Annotated in this window: 19 protein-coding genes and 1 pseudogene; 6 read left to right on the forward strand and 14 right to left on the reverse strand. The window is 64.9% G+C overall.

Features of this window, described 5'->3' with window-relative positions:
• Positions 1-45: 45 nt before the first annotated feature.
• The 3 genes and pseudogenes from KBX13_RS06660 to KBX13_RS06670 all read right to left on the reverse strand — a co-directional run.
• Positions 46-260, reverse strand: a pseudogene (locus KBX13_RS06660) (cytochrome c biogenesis protein CcdA); the annotation flags it as partial.
• 87 nt (positions 261-347) lie between these two features.
• Positions 348-1,823, reverse strand: a complete 1,476-nt coding sequence (locus KBX13_RS06665) for a multicopper oxidase family protein (protein WP_256021350.1) — start codon at positions 1,821-1,823, stop codon at positions 348-350.
• Positions 1,824-1,894: 71 nt separating this feature from the next.
• Positions 1,895-2,470: a CueP family metal-binding protein gene (locus KBX13_RS06670; RefSeq protein ID WP_256021352.1), complete on the reverse strand. Its 576-nt coding sequence runs from the start codon at positions 2,468-2,470 to the stop codon at positions 1,895-1,897.
• A gap of 403 nt (positions 2,471-2,873) precedes the next feature.
• Here KBX13_RS06670 and KBX13_RS06675 point away from each other — a divergent pair, with 403 nt between their 5' ends.
• From KBX13_RS06675 to KBX13_RS06700, 6 genes are all read left to right on the forward strand, one after another.
• Positions 2,874-3,596 (forward strand): response regulator transcription factor, encoded by a 723-nt coding sequence (locus KBX13_RS06675; protein WP_252931623.1) that lies wholly within the window; start codon positions 2,874-2,876, stop codon positions 3,594-3,596.
• Positions 3,593-4,720 (forward strand): cell wall metabolism sensor histidine kinase WalK, encoded by a 1,128-nt coding sequence (locus tag KBX13_RS06680; protein ID WP_071573009.1) that lies wholly within the window; start codon positions 3,593-3,595, stop codon positions 4,718-4,720. The genes KBX13_RS06675 and KBX13_RS06680 overlap by 4 nt, the downstream gene beginning before the upstream one ends.
• Positions 4,721-4,816: 96 nt before the next feature.
• Positions 4,817-5,143 (forward strand): heavy-metal-associated domain-containing protein, encoded by a 327-nt coding sequence (locus KBX13_RS06685; protein ID WP_256000776.1) that lies wholly within the window; start codon positions 4,817-4,819, stop codon positions 5,141-5,143.
• A 51-nt stretch (positions 5,144-5,194) separates the two neighbouring features.
• Positions 5,195-7,429 carry a copper-translocating P-type ATPase gene (locus KBX13_RS06690; protein ID WP_256000775.1) on the forward strand — a complete coding sequence of 745 codons (2,235 nt, stop codon included), beginning with the start codon at positions 5,195-5,197 and terminating at the stop codon, positions 7,427-7,429.
• Between the two features lie 27 nt (positions 7,430-7,456).
• Entirely contained in the window at positions 7,457-7,747 is a 291-nt protein-coding gene (locus KBX13_RS06695; RefSeq protein ID WP_256021354.1) for a hypothetical protein, read from the forward strand.
• A gap of 99 nt (positions 7,748-7,846) precedes the next feature.
• A complete protein-coding gene (locus KBX13_RS06700; RefSeq protein ID WP_070975634.1) occupies positions 7,847-8,191 on the forward strand; it encodes a DUF3054 domain-containing protein in 345 nt (114 codons plus the stop codon).
• 132 nt (positions 8,192-8,323) lie between these two features.
• Here the strand turns inward: KBX13_RS06700 and KBX13_RS06705 are convergent, their stop codons facing one another.
• The 11 genes from KBX13_RS06705 to KBX13_RS06755 form a co-directional block, all read right to left on the reverse strand.
• The gene (locus tag KBX13_RS06705; RefSeq protein ID WP_256021357.1) at positions 8,324-9,868 is read right to left on the reverse strand and encodes an acyl-CoA carboxylase subunit beta; all 1,545 of its coding nucleotides are present in this window, start codon (positions 9,866-9,868) and stop codon (positions 8,324-8,326) included.
• Positions 9,858-14,555, reverse strand: coding sequence for a type I polyketide synthase (locus KBX13_RS06710; protein ID WP_256021360.1), 4,698 nt, complete (start codon positions 14,553-14,555; stop codon positions 9,858-9,860). The genes KBX13_RS06705 and KBX13_RS06710 overlap by 11 nt, the downstream gene beginning before the upstream one ends.
• A 38-nt stretch (positions 14,556-14,593) precedes the next feature.
• The gene (locus tag KBX13_RS06715) at positions 14,594-16,387 is read right to left on the reverse strand and encodes a FadD32-like long-chain-fatty-acid--AMP ligase (RefSeq protein WP_256021361.1); all 1,794 of its coding nucleotides are present in this window, start codon (positions 16,385-16,387) and stop codon (positions 14,594-14,596) included.
• Positions 16,388-16,427: 40 nt separating this feature from the next.
• Positions 16,428-17,357 (reverse strand): cutinase family protein, encoded by a 930-nt coding sequence (locus tag KBX13_RS06720; RefSeq protein ID WP_256021363.1) that lies wholly within the window; start codon positions 17,355-17,357, stop codon positions 16,428-16,430.
• A 9-nt stretch (positions 17,358-17,366) separates the two neighbouring features.
• Positions 17,367-17,834: a DUF732 domain-containing protein gene (locus KBX13_RS06725; RefSeq protein ID WP_070361777.1), complete on the reverse strand. Its 468-nt coding sequence runs from the start codon at positions 17,832-17,834 to the stop codon at positions 17,367-17,369.
• Between the two features lie 9 nt (positions 17,835-17,843).
• Positions 17,844-19,787, reverse strand: coding sequence for an alpha/beta hydrolase-fold protein (locus tag KBX13_RS06730; protein WP_256021365.1), 1,944 nt, complete (start codon positions 19,785-19,787; stop codon positions 17,844-17,846).
• Positions 19,788-20,404: 617 nt separating this feature from the next.
• Positions 20,405-21,406, reverse strand: coding sequence for an alpha/beta hydrolase family protein (locus KBX13_RS06735; RefSeq protein WP_070361775.1), 1,002 nt, complete (start codon positions 21,404-21,406; stop codon positions 20,405-20,407).
• 27 nt (positions 21,407-21,433) lie between these two features.
• A complete protein-coding gene (locus KBX13_RS06740) occupies positions 21,434-23,242 on the reverse strand; it encodes a hypothetical protein (RefSeq protein WP_256021367.1) in 1,809 nt (602 codons plus the stop codon).
• Between the two features lie 13 nt (positions 23,243-23,255).
• Positions 23,256-24,242 (reverse strand): decaprenyl-phosphate phosphoribosyltransferase, encoded by a 987-nt coding sequence (locus KBX13_RS06745; RefSeq protein ID WP_256021368.1) that lies wholly within the window; start codon positions 24,240-24,242, stop codon positions 23,256-23,258.
• Positions 24,239-24,742, reverse strand: coding sequence for a phosphatase PAP2 family protein (locus KBX13_RS06750; protein WP_070479664.1), 504 nt, complete (start codon positions 24,740-24,742; stop codon positions 24,239-24,241). Before KBX13_RS06750 ends, KBX13_RS06745 begins: the two co-directional genes overlap by 4 nt.
• Positions 24,729-26,678 carry a glycosyltransferase gene (locus KBX13_RS06755; protein WP_256021370.1) on the reverse strand — a complete coding sequence of 650 codons (1,950 nt, stop codon included), beginning with the start codon at positions 26,676-26,678 and terminating at the stop codon, positions 24,729-24,731. Before KBX13_RS06755 ends, KBX13_RS06750 begins: the two co-directional genes overlap by 14 nt.
• Positions 26,679-26,875: the final 197 nt, after the last annotated feature.

Raw genomic sequence — 26,875 nt, forward strand, 5'->3', positions numbered from 1 at the left:
CAACACCGGGTAGGAAGGACACAGCGATGACGGTAGTCGTACTGAAGTGGCCAGCACAAAGACTATGGTGAAGCCGAGAATGAACACCCCGGCCGCACCCGCTACCGCCCACTGGCATATGGTGACCACCGTGCCCCCTCGGCGTCGTAGTCGACCTCCCCGCCGACCGCACTGGCCAGATACGACATATACCCGGATACCAGGGGTACGACGCACGGGGAAGCGAACGAGATCAGACCGGCAGCTGCCGCAGCCAGCATGCCGAAACACCGAGGAAGATCATCAGTGGCCCGGTGAGTGGTCTGCAGCGACTCTGCCTACCTCGGCACTCAACCCTGCTGTGGGCGTTACTCGTAGCGAAGCGAGCTGAACATCCCGGTTTCCATGTGATAGGCGTTATGGCAGTGAAATGCCCACTCACCGGGGTTGTCAGCGATCAGGTCGGCGATCATGGTTTCACCGTGGCGGAGAAGGACGGTGTCCTTGCGCAGCCCGCCGCTGCCGGGCAGCGCCCACGTGTGTCCGTGGATGTGCATGGGATGGGGCATCATGGTCCTGTTGCGCATGACCATCCGCAGGCGCTGGCCCTCCTGCACGGTCGCGGAGGAGGATTGGCCGTCGGTGAGAATGCTCCATTCATACGGCATCATCTGCCCGCCCAGGTCGATGCCAACTTCTCGGTCTGGTGTGCCCTCGGGCAGGAGTGCACGGTCTGCAGGCTTCAGAGAGGACAGGAGCAGTCCGGTGGACGACAACTCGGGGAAGTCGACATCGGGGCGGGGGGCCTGGCCGCCGGCGGTGCGGATGACGGCGAAGGCGCGGTCGTCCTTACCCACCGCCAAAGCCGTGAGCGGGAAGACGCCGTCGTCGAGGATGACCTCGACGTCAACACGCTCGCCCATCGACAGGTAGATCGATTCGGTCTCCCTGGGCTGGACAGGGAAGCCGTCGGTGTGGGTGACGGTCATGCGGTGACCACCGAGGGCCACCTTGAAAATGGTGTCACCGCCGGAGTTGATAAACCGCAGGCGGGCCTTGTCGCCCGGGCGAGCCTCGAAGGTCCGGTGAGCACGGGGGATACGTCCGTTGATGAGGTAGTGCGGATACATCACATCGCCGGCATCCCCGCCCAGAACCGGGTCCGGGGTGCCGTGCATCATGTGACCGTGACCTCCCATCCCCTTCTTCCCGTTATGGTCGCCTGAACCCATTCCGGTGAGCTTGTCGAGCTCATCGTCGGGAGTGCCCTGAATACCATCGACCCAGTCGTCGAGCACGATGGTCCACTCGACGTCCTGGTCCTCAGCGTCTTGCGGGTCACGGATGATCAGTGGGGCGTGGAGGCCGCGATCAAGCTGCAGGCCGGTGTGGGAATGGTAGAAATAGGTGCCACCGTGGGGGACTTCAAAAACATAGGAGAAAGACTCGCCAGGTTCAATGGGGTCCTGGGTCATGCCGGGCACACCGTCGGCGGCGTTGTGGAGTGCGATGCCATGCCAGTGGATGGAGGTGCTCTCAGGCAGTTCATTGGTGATATCGACCTGGAGGACGTCGCCGGCGGTGGCCTCAATGGCCGCATCCCCGGTGTCAGAGACGTATCCCCACGTCTTGGCTTCGATGCCGCCGATATCCAGGGAGAGGGGCCGGGCGGTCAGTGTCCGCCGCACCGTCGGCTCACCGAACGCAGTGGGAGTGGGGCGAAGGGAGGAACCTGGTGCCGAGGCAACGGGTCCAGGGTCGCTGGTGCAGGCGGCCACGGCCCCGGTGCCGGCGAGGACGAGCCCGCCGAGCAGAAACTGTCGTCGGGAAAACGCGTTCGTCATGATTTAACCTTCCTGGTGTAAGAATTCAGTGACACGGAGAGACAGGTGCAGGTGAGGACCCTGCTGAGCCATCACGAAAGGCGCAGGTCTGTAACACAGGTGGCACCGTCGTCGGTGGTGGAAAACTCCGTGGTACCGGTACGCCCCTGGTAGCTGACCTCAATCAGGCCGGTGACATCATCGGGAAGCCAGAAGCCAATAAACCCGTTGTCGAAGGTGGTTGTCTCCTCGTCCACCAGCACCTCACCGGTCGACTCATCGGTGATCTTGACCTGGATATCCTCATTGCTGAGTTCCCCCACGCAGGTCGTGAGGCTGTGGTAGAAGCAGTCGTGGGTGGAGTTGAGATAGGGTGCGATCGAGACATACGTCTGATTGTCGGGAAGATCGACCACGACTTCCTGATCACCGCTCGAGAGCTGCAGTTCATCGGGACGCACTGAGGCGATCAGATCCGTGGGGCGCTCAGTGACCTTCTGCCGGTCGAGGTGATCAATGATCTCCACCGCGTCCATGTCAGCCAGGCCATGGGTAGTCAGGAATGTATCTTGGGACACCGTCCCGTCGGCCGTGGGTTCCGGGTCGGCGGTCGAACACCCCGTGAGGGCGAGGGCAAGGGCGGCGGCTGCGATCGCTGCTCGTTTCACGTCAATCTCCTTGGATCGTGGTAACACTGTGAGAAGACACCGCCTCAAGGTCGGTGTCATACCGTTATCTTGCACGGGTGCCTGACGGAGTAGAAATCAAAAACCCTGCTCACAGTCTTATAACAGAGCGAAAAGGGGGTGAATTCAGTGGGCTGGGTCACCACCGGGACACCACCCCACAGCCGTGGGCGATGTCCTTCTACCCGCCCCGGGTATGCGGTGCGGGCAGTGAAATCCCTGGTGACGCCTGCTGAACCGACCAGGGGAGGCGATGCCGCCGGCCCGGGATGGGGCACAGGGGTGTCGGCGATCGAAGAGTGATGTTTGAAGATTTGATGAAGATTCCCCGCCGGGCGCTGCGTGAGGGTGGTATTCCCCCCTGGCCGGCGCGATACTGGGGTCTATGGCTGACCACACACCGACCACCGCCACGCCCCCGGGGCGGGTGCTGGTCGTCGATGATGAACAACCCCTGGCTCAGATGGTGGCCTCCTACCTCATCCGGGCAGGCTTCGATACCCGCCAGGCGCACACCGGCACCCAAGCCGTGGACGAGGCCCGTCGCTTTTCCCCCGATGTTGTGGTGCTGGATCTGGGGCTGCCCGAACTCGACGGCCTGGAGGTATGCCGACGGATCCGCACCTTCTCGGACTGCTACATCCTCATGCTCACCGCGCGTGGCAGCGAGGACGACAAGATCAGCGGTTTGACCCTGGGGGCGGATGACTACATCACCAAACCTTTTAGCATCCGGGAACTGGTGACACGGGTGCATGCGGTGCTGCGCCGCCCGCGCACCAGCACCACCCCACCGCAGGTGACCACCCCCTTGATCGTTGGTGACCTCATCCTTGACCCCGTCGCCCATCAGGTGCGGGTGGGGGAGACGACCGTGGAACTCACCCGCACGGAGTTCGAGCTGCTGGTTGCCCTGGCCCTGCGCCCCGGCCAGGTGCTGACCCGCCACGACCTGGTCACCGAGGTCTGGGGCACCACCTGGGTCGGTGATGAACGCATCGTCGATGTCCACATCGGCAACTTGCGTCGCAAGCTCGGCACCGACACCCGAGGCCGGGGGTTTATCGACACCGTGCGTGGCGTGGGCTACCGGATGGGGCAGCCATGAATCACGGACCCGGCCTGACCTTCCGCTTCCTGGCCGCCCAGGTGTTGGTCGTGGTGATTAGCCTGCTGGTGGCCGCGGCCGTGGCCACGACGGTGGGCCCGCCCCTGTTCCATGATCATATGTTGATGGCCGGCCGGGAGGACCCCTCGCTGGAGCTGTTCCATGCCGAGCAGGCCTACCGGGACGCCAACCTGATCACCCTGGCCGTCGCCCTGCCCACTGCCTTGATCAGCGCCCTACTGGCCAGCCTGTGGTTATCGCGTCGTCTGCGCACCCCCCTGCAGGATCTCACCCGCGCCGCTACCAGCCTGGCGGCCGGTAACTCCCGTACCCGCGTGCCCGCCGGAGAAGCAGGCCCCGAGGTCGCCACCCTGGCGCATGCCTTCAACACCATGGCCGACCGGCTGGAACACACCGAACAGGTCCGCCGCCAGATGCTCTCTGATCTGGCCCACGAAATGGGCACCCCCTTATCGGTGCTCACGGTCTACCTCGATGGTCTCCAGGACGGGGTCGTGGACTGGGATAATGCCAACCACACGATCATGGCTGACCAACTCACCCGCCTGACCCGGTTGATGGAAGACATTGACGATGTCTCCCGGGCCCAGGAACACCGGATCGATTTGGACCTGGCGGAGGAAGAGCTCGGGGATCTGCTCCATACCGCGGCTGCTGCCGCGGGGGAAGCTTATGCTGACAAAGGCGTCGATTTACAGGTCGAGACCATTACGGACGCCGCCCGGGTGCTCGTGGACCGGCAACGCTTCGGCCAGGTGATGAGCAATCTCCTGTCCAACGCGCTACGGCACACCCCGGCCGGCGGGCAGGTCCGGATCAGCGTTCAGCGCCAGGGGGCGTCCACCGCGCTCATCCACGTCGCCGATGACGGCGAGGGCATCCCACCTAGCCAGCTCGGACACATCTTCGAACGCTTCTACCGGGGAGATGCCGCTCGCAGCCGGGACAACGGCGGGTCCGGTATCGGTCTGACCATCTCCAAGGCATTGATCGAGGCCCACGGCGGCACTCTCACCGCCACCTCCCCCGGACCTGGTCGCGGAGCGGTGTTTACCCTCCGCCTCCCGCTGTCCCCTCCCGACAGTGAGGAGGCTGCTCGGTGACCACACCCTGCCCCGCGTGAGGGCAGTGCCCTCCACCCCTTGAAGATATACCCCAGATAGCATCGCCGAATCCCACCGACCAGAAGGAGCTTTCCCATGATCACCTCCCCACCCCGCCTCTTGCCGATGGCCTCCCACGGCTGCAGCTGTTGCGGACCTGCCTCACGTGCCGACACTGCCTCCATCCCTGCCGCCAGCGACTCGTCAGCAGGAGGGTCCTCCTCTAGCTACCAGGTCACCGGTCTGACCTGCGGACACTGCGCGAAAAGCGTGACCCAGGCCCTTCAGGCCCTCCCCCAGGTCGACGACGTCCAGGTCGATCTCGATGCTGGTGGTGTTTCCACCGTCACGGTCACCGGTGTCGCACCTCCGGAGATGGCTCGCCGGGCCATCGAGGAGGCCGGCTACGCCGTCTTATCCTGATCAGTTTTACCCATAATCTCGACCCCGACCGGGTTGAGCGAAAGGAACGTCATGAACACTCCCAACCATTCCGGTGATCACCATGGTGATCACCCTGCTCCGGAAACAGACCACACCTACCACCCGGATCATGCCAGCCACGAACACCACGCAGATGCCGACACCCACGGCCAGGCGATGCCCCACGATCACCCGCACTCCGCCCTGGACGAAGACCACCACGTTCATGGTCACGGCGAACACGCCGGACACAGCACCGCAATGTTTCGGGACCGCTTCTGGTGGTCGTTGATTCTGTCCATTCCCGTCGTTATTTTTAGCCCCATGGTCGCCCACCTCCTCGGCTACCACCTCCCGGCATTCCCCGGATCCACCTGGATCCCCCCGGTGCTGGGCACGATCATCTTCGTCTACGGCGGAACGCCTTTCCTTAAGGGCGGATGGAAAGAACTGAAATCCCGCCAACCCGGGATGATGCTCCTGATCGCCATGGCCATCACCGTGGCGTTTGTCGCCTCCTGGGTCACCACTCTCGGGCTGGGCGGTTTTGACCTGGACTTCTGGTGGGAGCTGGCCCTGCTGGTGACCATCATGCTGCTGGGCCACTGGCTGGAGATGCGCGCTCTCGGGGCAGCATCCTCCGCGCTTGACGCGCTGGCTGCCCTGCTGCCGGATGAAGCTGAGAAAGTCATCAACGGGACCACCCGCACCGTGGCTATCTCCGAGCTGGTCGTCGACGACGTCGTGCTGGTGAGGGCCGGTGCCCGGGTGCCGGCCGACGGAACCATCATCGACGGAGCCGCCGAATTCGATGAGGCGATGATCACCGGCGAATCCCGTCCCGTCTTCCGCGACACCGGTGACAAGGTGGTCGCCGGTACCGTGGCCACCGACAACACCGTCCGCATCCGAGTGGAGGCTACCGGCGGGGACACCGCCCTGGCCGGGATCCAACGCATGGTTGCCGACGCCCAGGAGTCCTCCTCTCGGGCCCAGGCCCTGGCGGATCGGGCGGCGGCATTGTTGTTCTGGTTCGCGCTGATCTCCGCTCTGATCACCGCGGTGGTGTGGACCATCATCGGCAGCCCGGACGATGCTGTGGTGCGCACGGTCACGGTGCTGGTCATCGCCTGCCCGCACGCCCTGGGCCTGGCGATTCCGCTGGTCATTGCGATCTCCAGCGAGCGGGCCGCGAAATCCGGGGTGCTCATCAAGGACCGGATGGCGCTCGAGCGGATGCGCACCATCGACGTGGTGCTCTTCGACAAAACCGGCACTCTGACCGAAGGTGCGCACGCGGTCACCGGTGTCGCAGCAGTTGTCGGCGTCACCGAGGGCGAGCTGCTGGCCCTGGCCGCCGCCGCGGAGGCCGACAGCGAGCACCCCGTGGCCCGCGCCATCGTGGAGGCCGCGGCCGCCCATTCCGAGGCCTCCCGTCGGCAAATCCGTGCAACTGGTTTCAGCGCCGCCTCCGGCCGAGGGGTCCGGGCCACTGTCGATGGCGCTGAGATCCTCGTGGGCGGGCCGAACATGCTGCGCGAGTTCAACCTCACCACCCCGGCCGAGCTCACCAACACCACCAGCGCCTGGACCGAGCGTGGGGCTGGTGTGCTCCATATTGTCCGCGACGGTCAGATCATCGGTGCGGTGGCCGTCGAGGACAAGATCCGCCCCGAATCCCGCGCCGCCGTGAAAGCCCTGCAGGACCGCGGGGTGAAGGTCGCGATGATCACCGGCGACGCCCAGCAGGTGGCCCACGCGGTCGGTCAGGACTTAGGCATTGATGAGGTCTTCGCCGAGGTCCTGCCCCAGGACAAAGACACCAAGGTCACGCAGCTGCAAGACCGAGGTTTGAGCGTGGCCATGGTCGGTGACGGTGTCAATGACGCCCCCGCTCTGACTCGCGCAGACGTCGGTATCGCCATCGGTGCCGGCACGGATGTGGCCATGGAATCTGCCGGGGTGGTCCTAGCCAGTGACGACCCGCGGGCAGTGCTGTCGATGATTGAGCTGTCCCAGGCCAGCTACCGCAAGATGATCCAGAACCTGATCTGGGCCTCTGGCTACAACATCCTCGCCGTGCCGCTGGCCGCCGGCGTGCTCGCACCGATCGGGTTCGTGCTGTCCCCGGCAGTGGGTGCGATCTTAATGTCTGCCTCGACCATCGTGGTGGCCCTGAACGCCCAGCTGTTGCGCCGCATTGATCTCGATCCGGCTCACCTGGCTCCAACCGAGTCGAAGGAGGAACGCACCACGCCTACTCCGGCATCCACCGCCGTCCACTGATCCACCGCTTCTCTCCACTGCCCCCATATGGCCCTGAAAGACCCCACCATGAGGGGCACCCCTGTTCTTTCCGCTCTCGCCGTGGCCTCCACCCTGGCGCTAGCCGCCTGCGGTGAGGCCACCGAGTCAGGCAACACCGATGCCTCCACCTCAGCCACCACCGCGGCGACGACTGAGGCGGACCGGGAGATCTCCGCCGATCACGACGACACAGACATCATGTTTGCCCAGATGATGATCCTGCATCACCAGCCGGTCCCCTCGGGAGGATTACTACACTCCTATTGCGACACTTTGCGGTTTTACCGGGGGCGGTAGGCAGGAAACGCAAATCTGTTCACAAATTCACTAAGCGGGTTTTGCGGCACCGACCAGCGGCCTACCGACGCAACCAGGCACCGGGTTAGACTGTCTGACATGATTAAAAAACCGTACGCAATTGCTGCTGACTACGTTGCCATCGCCGCGTTCGCGCTGCTCGCGCGCATCGCTCACCAGACCGAAGAGATGCCGCTGAACTTCTTCGGCTGGCTGGAAACCTTCCTACCGTTCGCGGTCGGGCTGGGGTTGGCGTGGCTGGCCACCCGCAAGGACAAGGGGTGGCTGATTTGGCTCATCACGATCGTGGTCGGACTGATCATCTGGGGCTTCTACCGCCACAAGTTGCCGCATTACTCGTTCGTGATCGTGGCGAGCAGCATGTCGGCGCTGCTCATGCTCGGATGGCGCGGTGCAGCGAAACTGATTCTGAAGCGGCGTTAGCTCGACAGCCAACCCATGTTGGCGAGGAAGTCGCCGCCTTGGAGGGCGTAGACCATCCACACGAGGTGGTTGATGATGTCTCCGGCGATGTCGAGTGCAGAGGAAAGCATGAAATTCTTCTCCTTATGTGTTTTAGAGGGGACTGATGGTGTGCTTCTTCGGCAGGTCTTGCTCTTGTTTGGTGGCAAGTTGGCGAAGGGCGCGTCGTAACGAGATGCGGGTTTGGGACGGCTCGATCATCGAGTCGATGAACCCGCGTTCGGCTGCGACGTATGGGGAGGTCATGGTTTCGTCGTAGAAGTCCATGAACATCTTCTTCATCGCCTCGCGCTGAACGGGGTCCTCGATGGCGGCGAGCTGCTTGCCTTGGATCATGACGACGGCGGCGGAGGAGCCCATGACGGCGATCTGGGCGGTGGGCCAGGCGAGGTTGATGTCGCCGGTGAGGTTCTTAGAGCCCATGACGGCGTAGGCGCCGCCGTACGCTTTGCGCACGATGAGGGTGACCTTCGGCACGGTGGCCTCGACGACGGCGAACGCGAGTTTGGCGCCGCGGTGGATGAGGCCTTCGCGCTCCTGGTCGACGCCGGGCAGGTAGCCGGGCGTGTCCACGACGAAGACGAGGGGGATGTTGTATGCGTCGCAGGTGCGGATGAAGCGTGCGCCTTTGTCGGCGGCGTCGGCGTCGATGCATCCGGCTTGGTACATGGGGTTGTTGGCGACGAAACCGACGGTGCGGCCGTCAATGCGGCCGAAGGCGCAGATGAGGTTTTCGGCGTAGCCGGCTTGGATTTCGACGAGGTTCTCGTCGTCGCCGAGTTGCACGAGAAGGTCCATCATGTCGTAGCCGGCGTTGGTGTCGTCGGGCATGAAGGTGTCGAGGGAGGAGTCGTCGAGGTCTTCGTCCTCGGGGGCCCATTCGACAGGGGCTGGGTCGAAGGTGGACGTCGGCAGGTGGGCGAGGAGGTCGCGGACGTAGTCGAAGGCTTCTTCTTCGGAGCCGACGACGGCCTGAATGTTACCGGACTGTTCCTGCACTCGGGCGCCGCCGAGTTCGGCGGAGGTGATGTCCTCGCCGGTGACTTCGCGGATGACGTTGGGGCCGGTGACGTACATTTCGGACTGGCCGTCGACGGCGACCACGAAGTCGGTGGTCACGGGCGCGTAGACGGCGCCGCCGGCGGATTTGCCCAGCATGATGGAGATCTGCGGGCTGCGGCCGGACAGCGGGAGCTGGCGGCGTGCGATCTCGGAGTACATGGCCAAAGAGGTCACGGCGTCTTGGATGCGGGCGCCGCCGGAGTCCTGGATGCCGATGACGGGGCAGCCAATCTTGATGGCGAACTCCATCACCTCGACGACTTTGCGGCCGAAGGTGACGCCGACGGAGCCGCCGTAGACGGTTTTGTCGTGGGCGTAGATGGCGACGGGGCGGCCGTCGATGCGCCCGTATCCGGTGACGACGCCGTCGGAGTAGACGGCCTTGTCGTCGCCGGGGGTGCGGGCTAGGGCGCCGATTTCGACGAAGGAGCCTTCGTCGAGAAGCGCGGCGATGCGCTGGCGCGGGGTGGTGTTCCCGGCGTCGTCGCGGCGCTTCCTGGAGCGCTCGGAACCGGGGTCCTGCGCTTTTTCTAGACGTGCACGCAGGTCAGCGAGCTTTTCTGCGCTAGTTGCCATTATCAATCCATTCGTTCATGTGCTTGCCCACGATGCCAATCGCGGGCTCGTCAACTACTGCCAAATGGTCGCCCGGCAGGTGGACGATCGTCAAATCCTTCACGATAGCGCCCCAGCCGCCGTCCTCGTCAATGTGGGCGTAGGCCGGCTCGAGGGTGATCGCGCCGTCGTGCATGCGCTCGGCGCGGAACAGCAGCACCGGCACCTGCACGTCTGCCCAGCGGGCGAAGTCGAGGCGGTTGAGGATCTGATTATCGACGAAGGACGCGCGCTGGTGTTCCAGCACACCGGCGGCGAGCCCGTGCTCGGATGCATCGGTGGTGGCGAGGAATTCCGCCAGCATGTTGAGCACCGCGTCCTCCCCTGCCGTCTCCAGCAGGTCGAAGGGCACCGGGAAGTCCAGCCCGTAGGTGTCCTTGGCAAACTTGGCGTAGCGCTCCCAGCGCGCCTTGGTCTCCTCCGGGGTGTCGGGGGCTGGCTCGGACGGCTGGGTGGTGTCCAGCAGCGCGATGTACGCGATGCGGTCGTTGCCCAGCTGGTGCGCCACTTCGTAGGCGAGCGCGCCGCCAAAGGACCAGCCCGCGAGCACGACCTTACCCTCGGGTGCGATGCGGTTGATGTCTTCAACGTAGGCCGCGGCGCGCTCTTCGAGGGTGCCCTCGAGTCGCTCGACGCCGTACACCGCGACGTCATCTTCTAATCGACGAGCCAACGGCTGGTACACCGCACTGGACCCACCGGCCGGGTGGAACACGAACACGGGCGGCTTGGTGGTGTGCTCTGGTTGCTGCAGCACGCGGATGTTGCCCTCGACCTCGGTTTCGAGGCCCTCGCGCACGATGTCGGCGAGCGGCTCGAGCGTTTCGGCGTCCTTGACCTGCTCCGCGGTCACGGTGATGCCGGAACGCTCGCTCAGGTGGTTGGCGATGTTCTCGGCCTGCGCGTCGTCGATGGCGGGCAGCTCGGAGGTCACGCCTGCCGCAGCGGTGCCGGTGAACTTGGCCCACGCGCCGAAGACCATGCGTTCGGAGGCGTCGCGGGGTGCGACGCCGACGCCCTGGGCGCCCTCCGACTTCTCGGTGGGTTCGGCAGCGGCTTCGGCTGGCTCAGCGGCAGCATCAGCGGTCTCAGACTGCACCCCGGCGACCGCGTCCTCGACGATGCGGATGACGTCGGCGACGGAGGCGTCGCGAAGCGTTTGTACTGGCAGTGGCGGGATCTGGAAGTCGTTCTCCACGCGGTTCTTGATGCGCATGCCCATCAGGGAGTCCAGGCCGAGGTCGATGAGCGGCAGCTCGTCGGGGAGGTCCTCGGCGTCGTAGCCCATGGACTCGGACACGATGGAGCGCAGGCGCTGCGCGACGGACTCGCCGGAGTTCGGGTCCCAACGGATGGCGTCGACGTCGGCGAGCTCCTCCACGGCCGGCGCGGCGTCACCAGTAGCCTCAGCTATTGAGTCCTCTTCAACAGCACCGCCAAGGTCGAGCGCGGTAGCGAAGCCCTCCGCAAGCAGCGTGTCCTCGTGGAACACCTTCACGCTCACCCCGCCGAGCGAGGTCGCCGCGATGGTGGTTACGTCGCCCTCTGCAGGCAGTACGTCGTGGTCCTCGTAGGCCACCACCCGGGAGCCGGGCAGGACTTCGGCGGCGACGGCGTCGATAATCTGGTGCGGGCTAAACAGCGTGTCCGCGGCCGTCGAGTACGCGACCTGACCCTCCGGCAGGCGCACCTTCGCGCCGAGCAGCGAGGTGTGCGCGGAGGCGGGGCGCGCGTCGGTCCAGAACTCGGAGCGCTTGAACTGGGTTAGTGGGGCGTCGATACGCGGGCCGCGGCCGTAGAACGCGGTGAAATCGACGGCGGTGCCGGTGACGTAGAGCTTCGCGGCGAGGTCCAAAATGGACTCCACCTCGTCGACCTTGCGCTTGCAAGTGAACAGCAGCTGCGCGTCCGGCTTGCCCGAGGCGAACGCGGTGTTCATCAGGCCCATGATCGCCACCGGGTTCGGTGCGACCTCCACGAGCGTGGTGTAGCCCTCGGCGAACGCGGTCTCGGTGGCCTGCTGGATGTAGACCGGCTGACGCGTCATGCGCAGGAAGTATTCGTCGGTGTGCACAACCTGGCCCGGCTGGTACACCACACGCTCGTCGACGCTGCTCAGCAGCGGGATCCGCAGCGGGTGGGCCTCAATGCCGGCGATCTGCGCGGCCAAGTCACCCAGGATCGGGTCGAGCGCACTCGTGTGCCCGGCGCCGCGCACGCGCATCAGTCGTGCGAACTTGCCTTCGCCTTCCAGCTTCTCGACGAGCCCCTTCACCGCACCAACGGGACCGCCGACGGTGAGCATGCCAGGCCCGGCGAACACGGCCGCTTCGACGCCCGTGCCCTCCAATTGATCAGCACTCAATTCGACGACGGCCATGGCGCCCTCGGCATCGGTGTCGGCGGTGAGCGCTTCGCCTTCACCCATCAGGCGGGCGCGGTGGCACGCGATCACCATCGCGTCCTTCGCGCTGATGCCGCCGGAGGCGTAGCCCGCGGCAATCTCACCCATGGACATGCCCATCACGGCGGCCGGGCGGATCCCGGCGGCGTCCAGCATGTCGGTCAGCGCGATCTGGTAGGCGGTCACCGCGACCTGGCCGGTCTCGGTATCGTAGGTCAGCCCGTCGTCCTCGATGATTTCGATGATGGACCAGCCGGCCTCGAACTGGACGATGGAGTCCAGCTCACGCATCCGCTGCGCAAACAGCGGCGAAGATGCCATGAGCTGCTTCGCCATCTTGCGGTGCTGGGAGCCGAAGCCGGAGTACACAAACACCGGGCCGAGCGCGTTCGGCGAATCCGCCACGGCGATACCGGGGCCGACCTTGCCCTCGGCGACCTGGCGCAGCCGTTTGACGGCCTCCTCGGTCGTTGCGGCGGTAACCACCGCGGCGGAACGGCCATGGTTACGCAGCGCTAACGACCGCGCAAAAGGAATAAGGTCCGCGTCGGGGCGTCCCCCGAGCGCGTCGGCAAGCCCGGCTGCTGCGGTCTTGCGGCGCGAGGTCAGCAGGCCGCTGACGGGCAGGGCGGCCGTCGATACGCCGGTGAGCGCCTCGGGGCGCTGCGGTGCTGCTTCGTAGTCGGCGGGGTCGAACTCCTTGACCACGACGTGCGCGTTCGTGCCGCCAAAGCCGAAGCCGGAGACACCCGCCACGCGCTGGCCGGAGTACTGCGGCCACTCGCGCGGGTCCTCGACGACCTCAAGATTGTTGGCGTCGAAGTCGACGTAGCGGTTCGGGCCGGCGAAGTTCGCCATCGCAGGGATCGTGTCGCGCTGCAAGGCTTGGACGACCTTGATGAGTGCCGCCACGCCCGCGGCCGACTCCGAGTGGCCAATATTCGATTTCGCGGACCCAAGCAGCAGCGGCTGGCCAGCCTCGCGGCCGGTGCCGCAGACCTGCCCCAGCGCGGTCGCCTCGATCGGGTCGCCGAGGATGGTGCCGGTGCCGTGGGCCTCCACGAGGTCAACGGTGCGCGGGTCCACGCCCGCGTCGGCGTACGCCTGCTGCAACACGTCTACCTGGGCCTCCGGGTTCGGGGCGGTCAGGCCGTTGGAGTGGCCGTCCGAGTTGGTGGCGCTGCCCTTGATCACGGCGAGGATGTCGTCGCCGTCGGCGATGGCGTCCTCCACACGCTTGAGCACGATGAACCCGGCTGCTTCCGAGCGGACGATGCCGTCCGCGTCATCAGAGAATGCGTGGATCTTCCCGGAGGGCGAAATCACGCCCAGCTCCGAGAACATCAGGGAAGCGAACGGGTTAGCCAGGATGTTCACGCCGCCGGCGAGGGCGACGTCGGCTTCGCCCTCACGTAGCGCGCGCACCGCGTGGTGCACCGACACCAGCGAGGAGGAGCAGGCGGTGTCCACGTTCATGGACGGGCCACGGAAATCGAAGGCGTAGGAGATCCGGTTCGGGATCACCGCGCTGGACGCGCCGGTCAGCGCGTACGGGTGCGCCTGCGCCGGGTCAGCGCCCATGAGCATGCCGTAGTCGTTATTCGAGGAACCGACGAACACGCCCACGCGCTGCCCACGCAGCGAGTCGGCGGGGATGTGGGCGTCCTCAAGCGCCTCCCAGGCGACCTCCAGCATGATGCGCTGCTGCGGATCGATATTCTTCGCCTCCAGCGGGGACAGGCCAAAGAACTCGTTGTCGAAGGCGGCGATGTCGTCGAGGTAACCGCCGTCGGTGGCTTCCTCGCGCATCTTGGTGCGCAGGAACGGATCCGAGTTGTACTCGGACCAGCGGCCCTCCGGCAGCGGGCCGGTCGTGACCTCGCCTGCGGCGAGCAGCTCCCAGTACTCGTCCACGTTATTCGCGCCCGGGAACCGCCCGGCCGTGCCGACGATGGCGATGTCGTGACCCTTCGCCTCCACGTCGCGGCCGGTGGCGACGACGTTCGACGCCGCCGGGGCGTCAGCGGTCAGCGCGTGGGCCAAGGCAGCGATCGTCGGGTACTGGTAGGCCACGGTGGGGTCAATGCGTCGGCCCAGTAGCTTCTCCAGTTCCCCGGAGAGAACCACTGCGTCGCGGGACGAGAGCCCGTAGGACTCAAACGGGGTGGTCGCGTCAACGCTTTCCACACCGGTCGTCTCCGCAACCCACTGTTGCAGCCACTGGATCAATGCATTCTCACTCATAGCATCCAACCCTATCGGTCGTGCCTTTCTTTTCGTTATCAGCCTTGGTAGTTCTTCGCGTTGACCTGGCGCGCAATCTTGCCTGAGGAGGAACGCGCGATCTCGTTCGGCGCGTAGAAGCGGATGTCCGACGGCGCCAGCCCGTGCTTCGCGGTCACGGCGGAGCGGATCGCCGCGATGGCGTCTGCATCACCGTCCGGGGTGGCGGTGTCCGCGCGCTCTACCAGCAGCACCAGCTTTTCGACGTCCTCCCCCGGCACCGCAAACGCAGCCACCGAATCTTTACGCACGTGTTCGCTGGCCTCCATGACGGTGGCCTCGATGTCTTGCGGGTAGTGGTTACGTCCTGCGACCACGATGAGGTCCTTGACGCGGCCGGTGATGTAGAGGTGGCCGTCGAGAAGCGTGCCGAGGTCCCCTGTTACCAGCCAGCCGTCCTTCGGCAGGCCTTCCTGGAGCGTGGCGCCGATGGTGTTGCCGAAGGTGTCGGCGGTGTCGCGCGCGCGGTCCTGGTAGCCGAGGGCGATGTTCGGGCCGTGTGCCCACAGCTCGCCGATGGTGCCAGGCGCGACCTCGTCGTGGGTCTGCGGGTCGACGACGGCGAAGTGCATCCATGACACCGGCTGGCCGTTGGAGGCCATCACAACGCCGCCATCTGTCTCTACCGCAAGCCCCTCGGTGAGCTTGTCACGGTCGAGGGTGACGAACTTGGGGCGGTCCGGGGTCTGCGGGGTGGAAACGAGCAGGGTCGCCTCCGCGAGCCCGTAGGAGGGGCGCATCGCTTTGCGGTCCAGGTTGAAGCCCTCGTAGGCCGCAATGAAGCTGTCGACGCTCGGCTTCGTCACCGGCTCAGAACCGATGACGAGGGCGTCGAGGACGGACAGGTCCAGGTCCTGCGGCGCGTGCCCGACGGCACGAGCGCACAGCTCGAGCGCGAAGTTGGGCGCCGCGGTGAAGACGTGGATGTCCTCCGGGTCGCTCTCGCAGCGACCGAGGCGTTCCACCCAGCGCATCGGCTGCTGGATGAAGTCACGCGGGGTGAATAGCTCGAACTCGCTGCCAAGGATGATCAGCATCATCGAGATGATGATGCCCATGTCGTGGTGCAGTGGCAGCCAGCACGGCACGCGCATCGGCTGTTCCAGCTTCGCCGCCGTATAGATCTGGATGACGTTAGACACGATGGACTCGTTGGTGAGCATCACGCCTGCCGGGTTGCGGGTGGAGCCGGAGGTGTACTGCAGGAAGGACACATGGTCCGACGTATCGACGTCCCCCTCCACCTGTCCGGCCACCCAGCCGGCAGCGAGCGTGTCCGGCAGCGCGTCGACCGCGATGATGCGCGGGCGCTCCTTGCCCGGCAGCTCCGCGAAGAAGGCGCGCACTGCTGGTGCGCCCTGCTTGTTAGTGAGTACCACGTTGGCCTCGGCGTCGGCGAGGACGGCGCGCAGGTGGCCTTCGTGGCCTGGCTCGGTCGGGTCGTAGAGCGGCACCGGGATCTGGCCAGCGTACATGGCACCCATGAATCCGAAGATGTACTCAGGGCAGTTGCCCGCCAGGATGGCCACGCGGTCCCCCGGTGCGCCGATCTGCTGCAGGCGCGCCGCTACCGACTTGATCCGCGTGTTCACTTCCGCGCGCGTGAACGTACGCAGCGCCCCGTCCGGGTCCGCGGAGTAGTCCCACGAGCGGATATTGATGGTGTCTGTCGCACCGGCCTGTGCCGCCGCCCCGTAGAGCATCTCGGTCAGGGCCGGGATGGTGAAGTTCGGCGGGAGTTTGATCTGGCCGGTCTCGTCAATAAACCGCTGAATCAGTGCTTGGAGATCCATGGGCACTCCTTGTAGTCAGGTCCTAGAATCTAGTTAGTTTCTAGAAAGAATCAATTACGGACATTGCCCAATCTACAGCCCATTGCGGCGTAGTGGTACCCGGAATCACATCCGGGTTCGAGGCATACATCGCGTGATTGCCGTTAGCCAGCAACAACGCAGCCGCGCGATCCACAGCATTTCCGACATTCTGCGGCGCGTCACAGATCGAATCGTTCGGCGCACAAATCTCGTACGCGCGATCAGCCACCTGTCCGAAACCGCCCGGCCGCGCGCCGGTCATCGTTGCGCCTGGCGTCGCCGCGCTCACAACCATCTGCAGTGGGCGCAGCGCAATCTCAGCGCCAACACCACGCAGTTCAACACCAGGGTTCACGCCGACGCCGTTCTCACGACGCCCGTCCGCAATCATCAACGAGCCCAGCAGGCGCTCCGGCGGCAACGCGTGCGTACCCGCGCCAATCTGGCTCGTAATATCGCCCGCAATCACCGCGCCCTGGGAGAAACCAGCCACGATGAACTTCGTCTTCGAGCACTGCTCCGCCACAAACGCGATCTCGCCGTTCGCGCGCGCCGTGCCCTCAGCACGGGAGTCGTCGTAGCTCATCTCGTTGCGGCCCTGCGGCGTCTGAATGTTCCGGAACTGCGCCGTGTACGGCACCGTGAACACGCGCACCTGGTCAATCGGGTAGCGCTCCTGCAGCGGGTTCGTAATCGACAGCATGAAGCTGTTCGGGTTCGCCTGCGGGGCGAAGGGGTCGTCGTCAATTGACGATTCCCACGTACCCGGAATCGAGACGAACTCCACCGAGGGGCACCAATCCGGCTCCTGGCGAGCCTCCGTCGACGTGCCCGGCTCACCCGGCTCAACGACACTCGGCCCGTCCTGGTTCTTGAGCCACTGGAATACCCCCAGCCCAATCGCCGCGAGCACCACAATGACCGCAGCTACAACGCCTGCTCTGCGCATATTACTCCCTTACTTGCACAGCTTGGACTGCGCGGTTTCACCAATCAGCGCCGCCACGGCATTCGCATCCAAATCGGTGCGGCGCTGCTCTACCAGCTGCCCCGCAACCGCATCGCGCGTCACGGAGTCACCATTGCACACCGTCGCGCCCGTCGCCGTCAACTGATCCTCGACGCCCTTCACATTCACGCCGCTTTGCTGCAGCTGGTCAAGGAACGCCTGCTCTTTCGGGCTAAACGTCGGCGCCTGCTCCGGAATCGAGGTCACCTCACGCGCCGGCTGATCCGCCGGGCCCTGGTTTTTCGACGCCGGCTTCGCTCCCTCCGACGACGTCGCCTTTGCAGTGCCAGACGCCGACGACGTTGCCGTCGGCGGGGCCTGCGTCGCCGTTACGTCATCGCTTTCCACCGTCGTGCCACCGCAGGCCGCCAGGCCCAACGCGAGGCACAGGCTTGCGCTCGTCAGCAGTCGCTTCATCGCCGCTCCTTACTTCCGCTCGCGGACCACGCCGTTGACCTGCTCCAGCGTTCCGTGCTGGAAGTCAATCACCAGGCCACCGGCAGGGATTTCGCGCATGTCCGAGGTCGGCCAGCCCATCGCGCCCTGCTCGTAGCCGCGCTTGCCCCACTCCTCGAAGATGTCGCCGTAGAGCACCACGTGTGCGCCGGTCTCTGGCGACCAGTAGATGTTGCCCTTCTCGAACTGCTGGAAGAACCCTCCGCGGATCGCGATCTCGTTGCTCTTCGGGTAGCCCAATGCGCTCGTCGCCGTGCCCAGCTCGCCGTACTTCTCAGCGATCGCGCCGTGGACAATGTTGTGGCTCTTGTCCGGGTTGCGGGTCAGGAACCCGCCCTGGAACTTCTGCACGTAGCCCTTGCCCACCTGGTTCGCCTCAGCAACCGGGTACTTCAGGTCGCCCGTCTCGTAGCCGTTCTCGCCCCAGGCCTTGAACATGTCGCCAGGGATAGCGTAGGCGCCAGTCTGCGGCGTCCAGTAAATCGAACCGTTCTCGAAGTGCACGAAGCGGCCAACGCCGTCTGGCGTCTTGGTCTCACCGGTGGTCGGGAAGCCGAGCCAGCTCGACGCGCCACCCAGGCCGCTGTACTTCGCCAGGATCGCGCCGAACAGCGGGTACGCACCCGTCTTCGGGGACCAGAACGCGGTACCACCACGGAAGTCCTCGGCCTTGCCCTTGCCGTCAGCGACGTCGTACTCGTTATTCACGCAGCTACCGATCACACCAGACTTCGTCGCCTCAGCGATCGCGCCCACCGGGCTACAGTCCGAACCGCGGTCAGCCTCCGCCAACGCCAACGCATTCGCGATGTACGGCCAGGCCTGCGTCATCTCAAACTGCCAGTACTCCCACGAGTGCACGCCCGACGGACGGAACTTCACAACCGGCTTCACCGGCGTCCGCGACGCGTAATCGACGAAGGTCTGCGTCGACAAGCGAGAAATCACCTCAAGCCCGACACCAGCCGGGTTCGCAGCGCTCTTCGCCACCGACTCCGGGTTACCAAAGTCATCGCGGCCCGAGCCCGAGGACACGTACACCGTCATGTCCTTCAACGCCTCAATGCCAAGCTTCGGGTCGTGGTCAATCCAGTCCTGCGAACCAGCCGGGCCCCACATCGCCTCCGAGTCGTAGCCGCCCGCATCCATCTGCGCGGCCTTAATCGCCGTCGGCATACCCGTGGTTGTGGTGTCCAAGTAACCAGAGAAGGAACCCACGAACTTGAACAGGTGCGGGTTACGCTCCGCCAGGTTAATCGCGGCAGTACCACCCATCGAGATACCCACCACGGCACGGCTATCATTCGAGCGGAACTCGTTATTGAGCACCGGGACGAGCTCCTTCGTCAAGAAGGTCTCCCACTTGTAATTCTTCCCGTTGTTCGGGCGCTGCCAATCCGAATAGAACGAAGACTCACCACCAACCGGCAGGATCACGTTCACGTTCTTGTCAGCGTAGAACTGCTCAATATTCGTCTCGATGGTCCAGCCATTCTCATCATCACGAGCACGCAGACCATCCAGCGCCCACACCTCAGGGAACTTCGCCTGCGGATTCGAGTGCCAGTCACGCGCCAGCAGGATCTGCACCTGCATCAGCTGCTCCGGCATCGCCGCCGAACGAATAAACACAGCCACGCGGCGGTTCGTCAACCACTCAATGCGGTCCACGCTCACACCTTCAGGCAGGCCCGGGATCTGCGGGTTCTTATCAACCTCAATCGGCGTCCGCTTCGGCGGGTCCGACGGCCGAATATTATCCGACAGCCCACCACGGTTACTCGACAGCGGCAACGACGACTGCGCCGCAGCCGACGTCGACAACACCGGAACTAACGACGCCACCATCGGCACCGCCGCCGCAACAATCGCAGCCTTCTTCATCCGATTCATAGGGGAACGGGTCTCACGCATGAATTTCCTGCCTCAACTCTTCTTCTGGGCTTTTGCCATTTTTTGGGTGTGCACAACCAGCGCCGCGTGCTCTACAGCCAACTCCGAGGGTTCCCCTCCCCCGGAATCAACCAGCGACGGCGCTAACAAATCACTCTAAAGGTTAAGTATGCCTTGAGAGTTTAGCCACCAGACACGCCGGAGCGCCACCAAGATATTTGGCTTGTGGATGGGGTGTGTGCACCAAATTCCCTCGGCGAGAGTCAGCGACCTGGGCGTTTGCAGATCAGCGCACGAGAATCCAGGAATTTGGTGTCAGGCCAGGTGGGGTGCGCACCACATTCCCGCATGCAAGTCCGGCGACCTGGACAAACGTAAAACCCACCCACTGAAATGCTGGAATTTGGTGCAGGGTCGAGCGGGGAAGTGACAAAGGACGCATCCCCAAAAGTGCTGGACATTCAAACCTGCAGGTAGATAAAGAGCTATATATATTAGGGTGCGTCTTTTGTCACTGACACCCCGAGCAAGCGCACCAAATTCCGTCCCGCGAGCCGCACCACCTGGGGAAACGCAAAACCCGCCCACCAAATCAAGGAATTTGGTGCGCGGGAGCCAAGAAGTGCAAGGGCCAAAAACTACCAGGCGTTCATCACGTTGAGGATGCGAGGCTTCGTGTACTCAAGCTGCTGGCCGAACTGTTCCCAGTTGTGCAGGCCAACAGGTGTGAACACGGCGGTGTGCTTGACGCCGGTGGCTGTGGCCTTGGCGCTCCACAGGCGTGTGGTGAAGTTCGCGACCATCTCCAGCGCGATGCCGGCGGCCTTGTGCTGTGGCAGGTAGCGGTCGTCGCGTGCGGATGGAGTGCCGCTTCCGGCGGAGACGTAGACGTCGCGGCCCCGCAGGTTACCCATGTTCAGGAATGGGTCGTTCTCGTAGCGGCGGGGATCAAAGATGGAGCCCCACATGGCGTTGAGGTTGTAGAGGCCGCCGTCGAGAAGTGCGAGACGCAGCGCGGTTTGGGCGCCGGGGATGGTGGTGGTGAGGTAGCCGGAATAGGACAGCACCTGGCGGAACTGCTGCGGGTGCAGCGCGGCGAGGTTGATCGCGGCGGTGCCGCCCATGGACAGGCCGAGGATGGAGTTGTTCGTCGGGGATACGCCGAAGTGGCGCTGCAGGTATGCGGGCAGCTCCTTGGACAGGAAGGTGTCCCACTTGTAGGTGACGGGGCTGTTGAAGTTGTAGGTGGCTGGCGCGTTCCAGTCGGTGTAGAAGGAAGACTGGCCGCCGACCGGCATCACGAGGGTGATGTTGTGGTTGACGAAGGTGCGTGCTGCGTTGACGTCTTGGACCCAGGCGTTGGTGCGTTCGGTGGCGCGGAGGCCGTCGAGCATGTAGAGGCCGGCGTTGCCGCCGCGCTGAGCGGGCTGGATCTGGACGGTGATGTGGCGGCCCATTGCTGGCGACCAGACGGTGCAGCGTTGTACCCAGTAGCCGACGCGGTCCCATTCGCAGGTGCCGGTGGAGTCGGGGCGCAGCCAGTCACGGTTGGCGGCTTGTGCTTGGGGGGCGGCGACGATCATCGACAGCGCGGTCAGGAGCGCTACCACTAGGCCCATGAGTCCGTGGCGGTTCTTCATACAGCGTTTCCCTTTCTCAGCAGTTTGCTACCAAACTACACGGGTACCGCTATGGATACCCAAATCCTCGCCTTGGCTGAGCCGTGCCTGTTCGTCGTCTGTGAGGTAGCTGAGGTAGGTGGAGGGGTCGTCGGAAAGCTGGAGGGTTCGGCCGTTACCCAGCGAGTATTTGATGTTCTTCCAGAAGCGTTCGCGGCTCATTGGCTCGCGGGACGTGGCGAGCAGCTCGGCTATTTCGGGGCTACGGAGTGCGGCGCGGGCTTGGCGCGCTTCCTCCTGGTCGATCCACTCGGGAACCTTTGAGAGGTCGACGGCCGTGTCCGCAACTTGCCATTCGGCGGCGAGCTGCTTGTCGTGCCCGACGCGCCCTTCGGGGTCGCGCGGCATACGGGCCGCGAGCGGCGTCGCAAGTCCGACGGTGTCGAGGACGCGGACGTCGAGAGGCGCGTTCATGCTGGTCATGCCGAGGTTGATCAGGTAGAGCGACAACTGGTAGGCCTGCAAGTTACTGTCTGCGTCGGGGACGCGGGGGCGCGGGTACCAGGAGTAGAGCTCCGGGTCGCGGCTGATAAGCCCCGGTGCGATTTGGGCGGCGTGGGCGTCGCGGGCCTCGATGACAGCGTCTGTGTAGTTCGTCATGAGTTTCGAGCCCAGGAAGTCTTCGGCGTAGCGCGGCGGGTTGTCTGGTTCGCGGTTGACGGCCATCGTCCAGAACTCGCGCTCGTCAACGATGCCGAGCTCTTTCGCCGTCCTGCTGTGGATGTCCTCGTCGAGCGGGTGAGCACGCACCACAATTATCGACGCCCACACCACCAACACCAGCGCAACCACCACGTTGAGGCGCGTCAGCGGGGCGGCCATCACCGGCAGCAGCAGCGCGAAGAGCGGCAGCAGCCACATGCGCCCGTGCATGAAGTCGCCGCCGACGCGTAGCACGTACAGGATGTGGATCAGCGCGCACCCCACGACGAGCGCCACGATGGCGGCGCGACGTCCGGTGACGAGGAGGCGTCGTAAAGAAATAAGGAGTACCGCGATGACCAGCAGGAGCGGCAGGTACAGCGCGTAGGGCCCGATGAAGTCCCAGGCGTATGTGGCGCCGTCGGCCCACTCGCTGCCGGAGGCGGACTTGGCCACCGCGGTGTGCGGGGTGAGCAGGCCGTAGTAGCCCATGCGGAAGATCTGGTACGCGGCGGGCACGGGCAGCGCGGCCGCCAGGATGCCGAGCGTCTTGCGCGGCGAGTACACCAGCAGGACGAGGCCGGTGAGACCGCCGTAGAGCGCGAGCTCTGGGCGGACCAGCCACGACAGCCCGCACCAGAAGGCCAGCCAGTAGCCGACCACGGGGGCGGCGAGGCGTGCGGTGCCACCCGCCCACTGGACGAGCAGCGCCCACCACGCGGCCAGCCACAGCAGGGACAGGCCCCACTCAAGGCCGGAGGTGGCGAAGTCGCGCGCGGGCGGCAGGGCGAAGTAGACCAGGATGCCCAGCGGCACCACCGCCGCGGAGCGCCAGAACCTGCCCGCAGCGTAGGTGGCCAGCACCGCCGCGACGACCGTGCACAGCAGCGCGAGCCACATCGCGATGGTTTCCAGGCGGGCGTCGCTGACCATCGCGAACGCGATGATCAAGTACTGCCACAGCGTGGAGGTGTTCGCCTCCACGCGCTCACCGGCATTGAAGACTGGGCCATTGCCGGCCAGCAGGTTGCGCACGGTGCGCAGGACGATGAGGCCGTCGTCAGACATCCAGCGCCTGGTCCACCCACCCCAAAATGCGAACACGCCCGCAATGGCGCACGACAGCAGCAGCGTCACCCGGGCGTTGATCTTCATTGCGCCAATGTTACTAAGCCAGCGCTGGCACCACGTAAACTGCCAGCACAATGCACAGGATCCAGGCCGCGGCCAGCATCTGCAGCACGCGGTCTTCCAGGGCAATCTCGTCAGGCGCGCCGCCGTGACCACCGTCAACCTTCGCGGCGTAGCGCAGGATCGCGATCACAAACGGCACCATCGAGATCTGGTACCAGACCGCGGCCGCGCCCTCGACCGAGTTGGAGAGCTGGAAGCCCCACAGGGCGTAGCTCATCACGACGGCGGTCGCGGACAGGGTCCACACGAAGCGCAGGTAGGTGGCCGTGTAGCCCTCCAGGGCCTTGCGGATCTTCGCGCCAGTCTCCTGCGCCAGCAGCAGCTCCGCGTAGCGCTTGCCCGACGCCATGAACAGCGAGCCGAACGCCGCGACCAGCAGGAACCACTGCGACAGGTTAATGTTCGCCGCCACGCCACCGGCCATGGTGCGCAGCATGAACCCGGAGGACACCAGCGCGATGTCAATGACCGGGATGTGCTTCCAGCCGAAGCAGTAGCCGAGCTGCAGCGCAATATAGATGCCAATCACGAGGGCGAGGGCGAAGCCGTCCGTCGCTAAGAAGGAGAGGCCAAGCGCTGCGACGATGAGCACCACCGCCATCGCGTAGGCCAGGTTGATCGGCAGCATGCCCGAGGCGATCGGGCGGAAGCGCTTCGTCGGGTGCTCGCGGTCACTGTCCACGTCGCGGGCGTCGTTGACCAGGTAGATCGAGGAGGCGCCGAAGCAGAACACCACGAACGCCAACAGCACGTCCAGCGCGGTGCGGGAGGTCCATGCCTCCGTCCCAGCGGCCAGCGGAGCCGCCAGCACCAGGACGTTCTTCACCCACTGCTTCGGCCGAAGGCCCTTCACCATGGCGTCGGGAAGGTTCTTGGGCGGGACGCGTACCTGCTGGTAGTCGACGCCCTCGGTGTGGGGCTCTGGCTTCAAAAAGGGTTCGTGCGGTTGCGTGTTGCTCACTTCAGCTGCCTTTCCACCTTGATCGTCGCTTTGGCGCACCCGGCGCCGAGCAAAGCACCGACAATAGTATCCGTCGGGTAGTGGACGCCAAGGAGGTTGCGGGAGAACATCATCACCGGTACGAGCAGCAGCGGCCATTTCTTGCCCGTGATGTCCATCAGGTGCACCGCGGCCGCGCCCGTGTTCGTCGCATGCGAGCTAGGGAACGACAGTTTCGACGGGGTGGCCACGCCAATGTTCACGCGGGGGTCATGCGGCCTTGGGCGCCGCACAATCCGCTTGATGACGACGCTCGCCGCGTGCGCCACGAAGGTGCCCACGCCCAGCGCCAGCCACTTCGAGCGCCTCTTCTTATCGACGCCCGCCCCGAGCCCCGCGACGGCCAACCAGCCAAGGTCGTGCTCGCCGAAGTGGCTCAAGCCCCTGGCCGCCTTGACGGCTGCCGGGGTGTACGCCGCGTTCTGGATCGCGACGAGGATATCAGCTTCACGCTTGCTCATCGAACACCTTCCCCCAGTTCTCAACGCTGGTCAGCGCCGGTTTCGCGGCTTCGTACTGCTGGCGTAGCTCCTGCCAGCGCTCCTTGATTTCTTCCTGTAGCGCCTTGGTTTCGCGCAGCAGGTCGTCCGCAAGCGCCTTGTTGCGCTTGCGGAACGCCACACCCGTGCCACCTGCCGTGGCCACCGTCGCCGAGTCGAGGCGGGCCAGCGTAAACCAGCGGGCCTCCTCCGCGGTGAGGTTCAGCTGCGGCGCCTCCCAGTGCTCCTGGTTCTCCTGGGTGAACTGGTGGCGCAGCGCCTTGACCGCCCACGGGATCTTCTTCAGCTTGGCCAGGCGCCCGCCGATGTTCTTGGTGGGCACGCCCGGCGCGCCCGTCGGCGCGGGCAGCTCCGTTGCGGAGGAGACGACCTTGGCGTCGTCGTAGTTGGCGCGGATCTTCTGGATGCGCGGCAGCGAGGTCTCGAGGATGTCGAACAGCTGGTCCGGGCCTGCGAGGAAGTCCTTCATGGCCTCCAGCTGGATGGCCATGGTGGAGTACTCCATGCACATGATGTGCTTGTAGGTGGACTTCAGCATGTTCTTCAGCATCGCGTCCGGGGCCTCCGGGCCGTACAGGGAGGCGACGATGAGGCGGTTGCGCATGTGGTAGTAGGCCTGCCAGTCGATGGCGTCGTCCTTATCGGCCCAGGCCATGTGCCAGATGGCCACGCCCGGCCACGTCACCGTGGGGAAGCCGGCTTGCTTGGCGCGCAGTGCGTACTCGTTGTCGTCCCACTTGATGAACAGCGGCATCGGAAGGCCCAGCTTCTCCGCGACGACGCGTGGGAAGAGGTTCATCCACCAGCCGTTGTAGTCCACATCGACGCGGCGGTGCAGGGCACGCGACGTCGTCTTGCGAGGGTCCAGCTCTTCTTCCTCGGTACCGAGGTAGCCCAGCGGGTACTTGGCAAAGTCGTGGTCGTACACCGCGTGCTCCGCGGCGCGGAACATGAACACATCCTTATCGACGGCCTCTCCCGTCGTCCGCAGCTGCGACCGGTCCTGCAGGTTCAGCATCTGGCCGCCGACCAGGATGGGGGCCTTCGCGTAGCGGGCGGCCTGCACCGCGCGCAGGATCGAATCCGGCTCGATCGCGATGTCGTCGTCCATGTAGAGGATGTATGGGGCGTCCGTGGTGCGCAGCGCCTCGTACATGATGCGGCCGTAGCCGCCCGAGCCGCCCAGGTTGCCCTGGCGGAAGATCTGTAGCTTACCCTGCAGGTTCTTCTCCGCCTCCTTGAAGTCCGGTTCGTCCGCCGGGTGCTGGTTGCCCTGGTCGGGCATCAGCACATCGGAGATGGATTCGAGCACGAACGGGTCCTCTGCCAGCGCGTGCAGGGCGTTGACGGCGTCGCGAGGCCTATTGAACGTCGGGATGCCCACCGCGACCTGCTTCGGCTCCGGGCCGGTGGTCGTGCCGTCCGGCATCGTCTGGGCCTCCGGCTCCTTGTCAGAGAACCAACCCGCGTTGCGGATCGTCGTGTCCGTTTCCGCCGTGACGTCGAACCACAGCCAGCCGCCGTCCTCGAAGTTACGCAGCGGCAGCACTACCTCCAGCACGCCGTCGCTGGCCTCAGCGTTTTGCACAGCGATGCGCTTGCCGTCGTGCTTCGAGCGGTAAATGGAGACAGTCGCCTGCCCCTCAACTTCCATCGCCAGCACAACGTTTTCCAGCTGCGACCAGCGCCGCCAATAGGATGCCGGGAACGCGTTGAAGTACGTCTCGAAGGAAACTTCCTCCCCGGCGGGGATGGATACGCTCGTCCGGTCCGCCCACGTCAAGCGCTGCTTGTTCTGCTCTGCCTCGATGAGGTACAGCATGCGGACGTCGTGCGGTTCGCCCTTCTTCGGCATCAGCACTCGCTGAAGGACTTCTACTGCAGTCGTGGTTTCCACAGGTCTCACTTTCGGTGCCTAGTTAGAGTTTCGCCCTAAGCGTAGTGCGTTCGCGGGCGCCGGTGCATGTTCGGCGCTCTCATATGTGGGTGCACATGAAAAATCTGGCGGGCACCAACCCCCTCGTCGGTGCCCGCCAGTTCGCGTTCGCTCTGTGTTAGTTGTTAGTTCGATGCGCGGTCGATCGCCTCAAGGAT

The organism is Corynebacterium sp. CCUG 51687 (assembly GCF_024453995.1).
GTDB lineage: Bacteria > Actinomycetota > Actinomycetes > Mycobacteriales > Mycobacteriaceae > Corynebacterium > Corynebacterium pseudogenitalium.

Bases quoted from the DNA above. Each gene is read 5' to 3' on its own strand.
- KBX13_RS06665 (WP_256021350.1), bottom strand. From the start codon at position 1,823: ATGACGAACGCGTTTTCCCGACGACAGTTTCTGCTCGGCGGGCTCGTC.
- KBX13_RS06675 (WP_252931623.1), top strand. From the start codon at position 2,874: ATGGCTGACCACACACCGACCACCGCCACGCCCCCGGGGCGGGTGCTG.
- KBX13_RS06680 (WP_071573009.1), top strand. From the start codon at position 3,593: ATGAATCACGGACCCGGCCTGACCTTCCGCTTCCTGGCCGCCCAGGTG.
- KBX13_RS06685 (WP_256000776.1), top strand. From the start codon at position 4,817: ATGATCACCTCCCCACCCCGCCTCTTGCCGATGGCCTCCCACGGCTGC.
- KBX13_RS06690 (WP_256000775.1), top strand. From the start codon at position 5,195: ATGAACACTCCCAACCATTCCGGTGATCACCATGGTGATCACCCTGCT.
- KBX13_RS06695 (WP_256021354.1), top strand. From the start codon at position 7,457: ATGGCCCTGAAAGACCCCACCATGAGGGGCACCCCTGTTCTTTCCGCT.
- KBX13_RS06700 (WP_070975634.1), top strand. From the start codon at position 7,847: ATGATTAAAAAACCGTACGCAATTGCTGCTGACTACGTTGCCATCGCC.
- KBX13_RS06705 (WP_256021357.1), bottom strand. From the start codon at position 9,868: ATGGCAACTAGCGCAGAAAAGCTCGCTGACCTGCGTGCACGTCTAGAA.
- KBX13_RS06710 (WP_256021360.1), bottom strand. From the start codon at position 14,555: ATGAGTGAGAATGCATTGATCCAGTGGCTGCAACAGTGGGTTGCGGAG.
- KBX13_RS06715 (WP_256021361.1), bottom strand. From the start codon at position 16,387: ATGGATCTCCAAGCACTGATTCAGCGGTTTATTGACGAGACCGGCCAG.
- KBX13_RS06720 (WP_256021363.1), bottom strand. From the start codon at position 17,357: ATGCGCAGAGCAGGCGTTGTAGCTGCGGTCATTGTGGTGCTCGCGGCG.
- KBX13_RS06725 (WP_070361777.1), bottom strand. From the start codon at position 17,834: ATGAAGCGACTGCTGACGAGCGCAAGCCTGTGCCTCGCGTTGGGCCTG.
- KBX13_RS06730 (WP_256021365.1), bottom strand. From the start codon at position 19,787: ATGCGTGAGACCCGTTCCCCTATGAATCGGATGAAGAAGGCTGCGATT.
- KBX13_RS06735 (WP_070361775.1), bottom strand. From the start codon at position 21,406: ATGAAGAACCGCCACGGACTCATGGGCCTAGTGGTAGCGCTCCTGACC.
- KBX13_RS06740 (WP_256021367.1), bottom strand. From the start codon at position 23,242: ATGAAGATCAACGCCCGGGTGACGCTGCTGCTGTCGTGCGCCATTGCG.
- KBX13_RS06750 (WP_070479664.1), bottom strand. From the start codon at position 24,742: ATGAGCAAGCGTGAAGCTGATATCCTCGTCGCGATCCAGAACGCGGCG.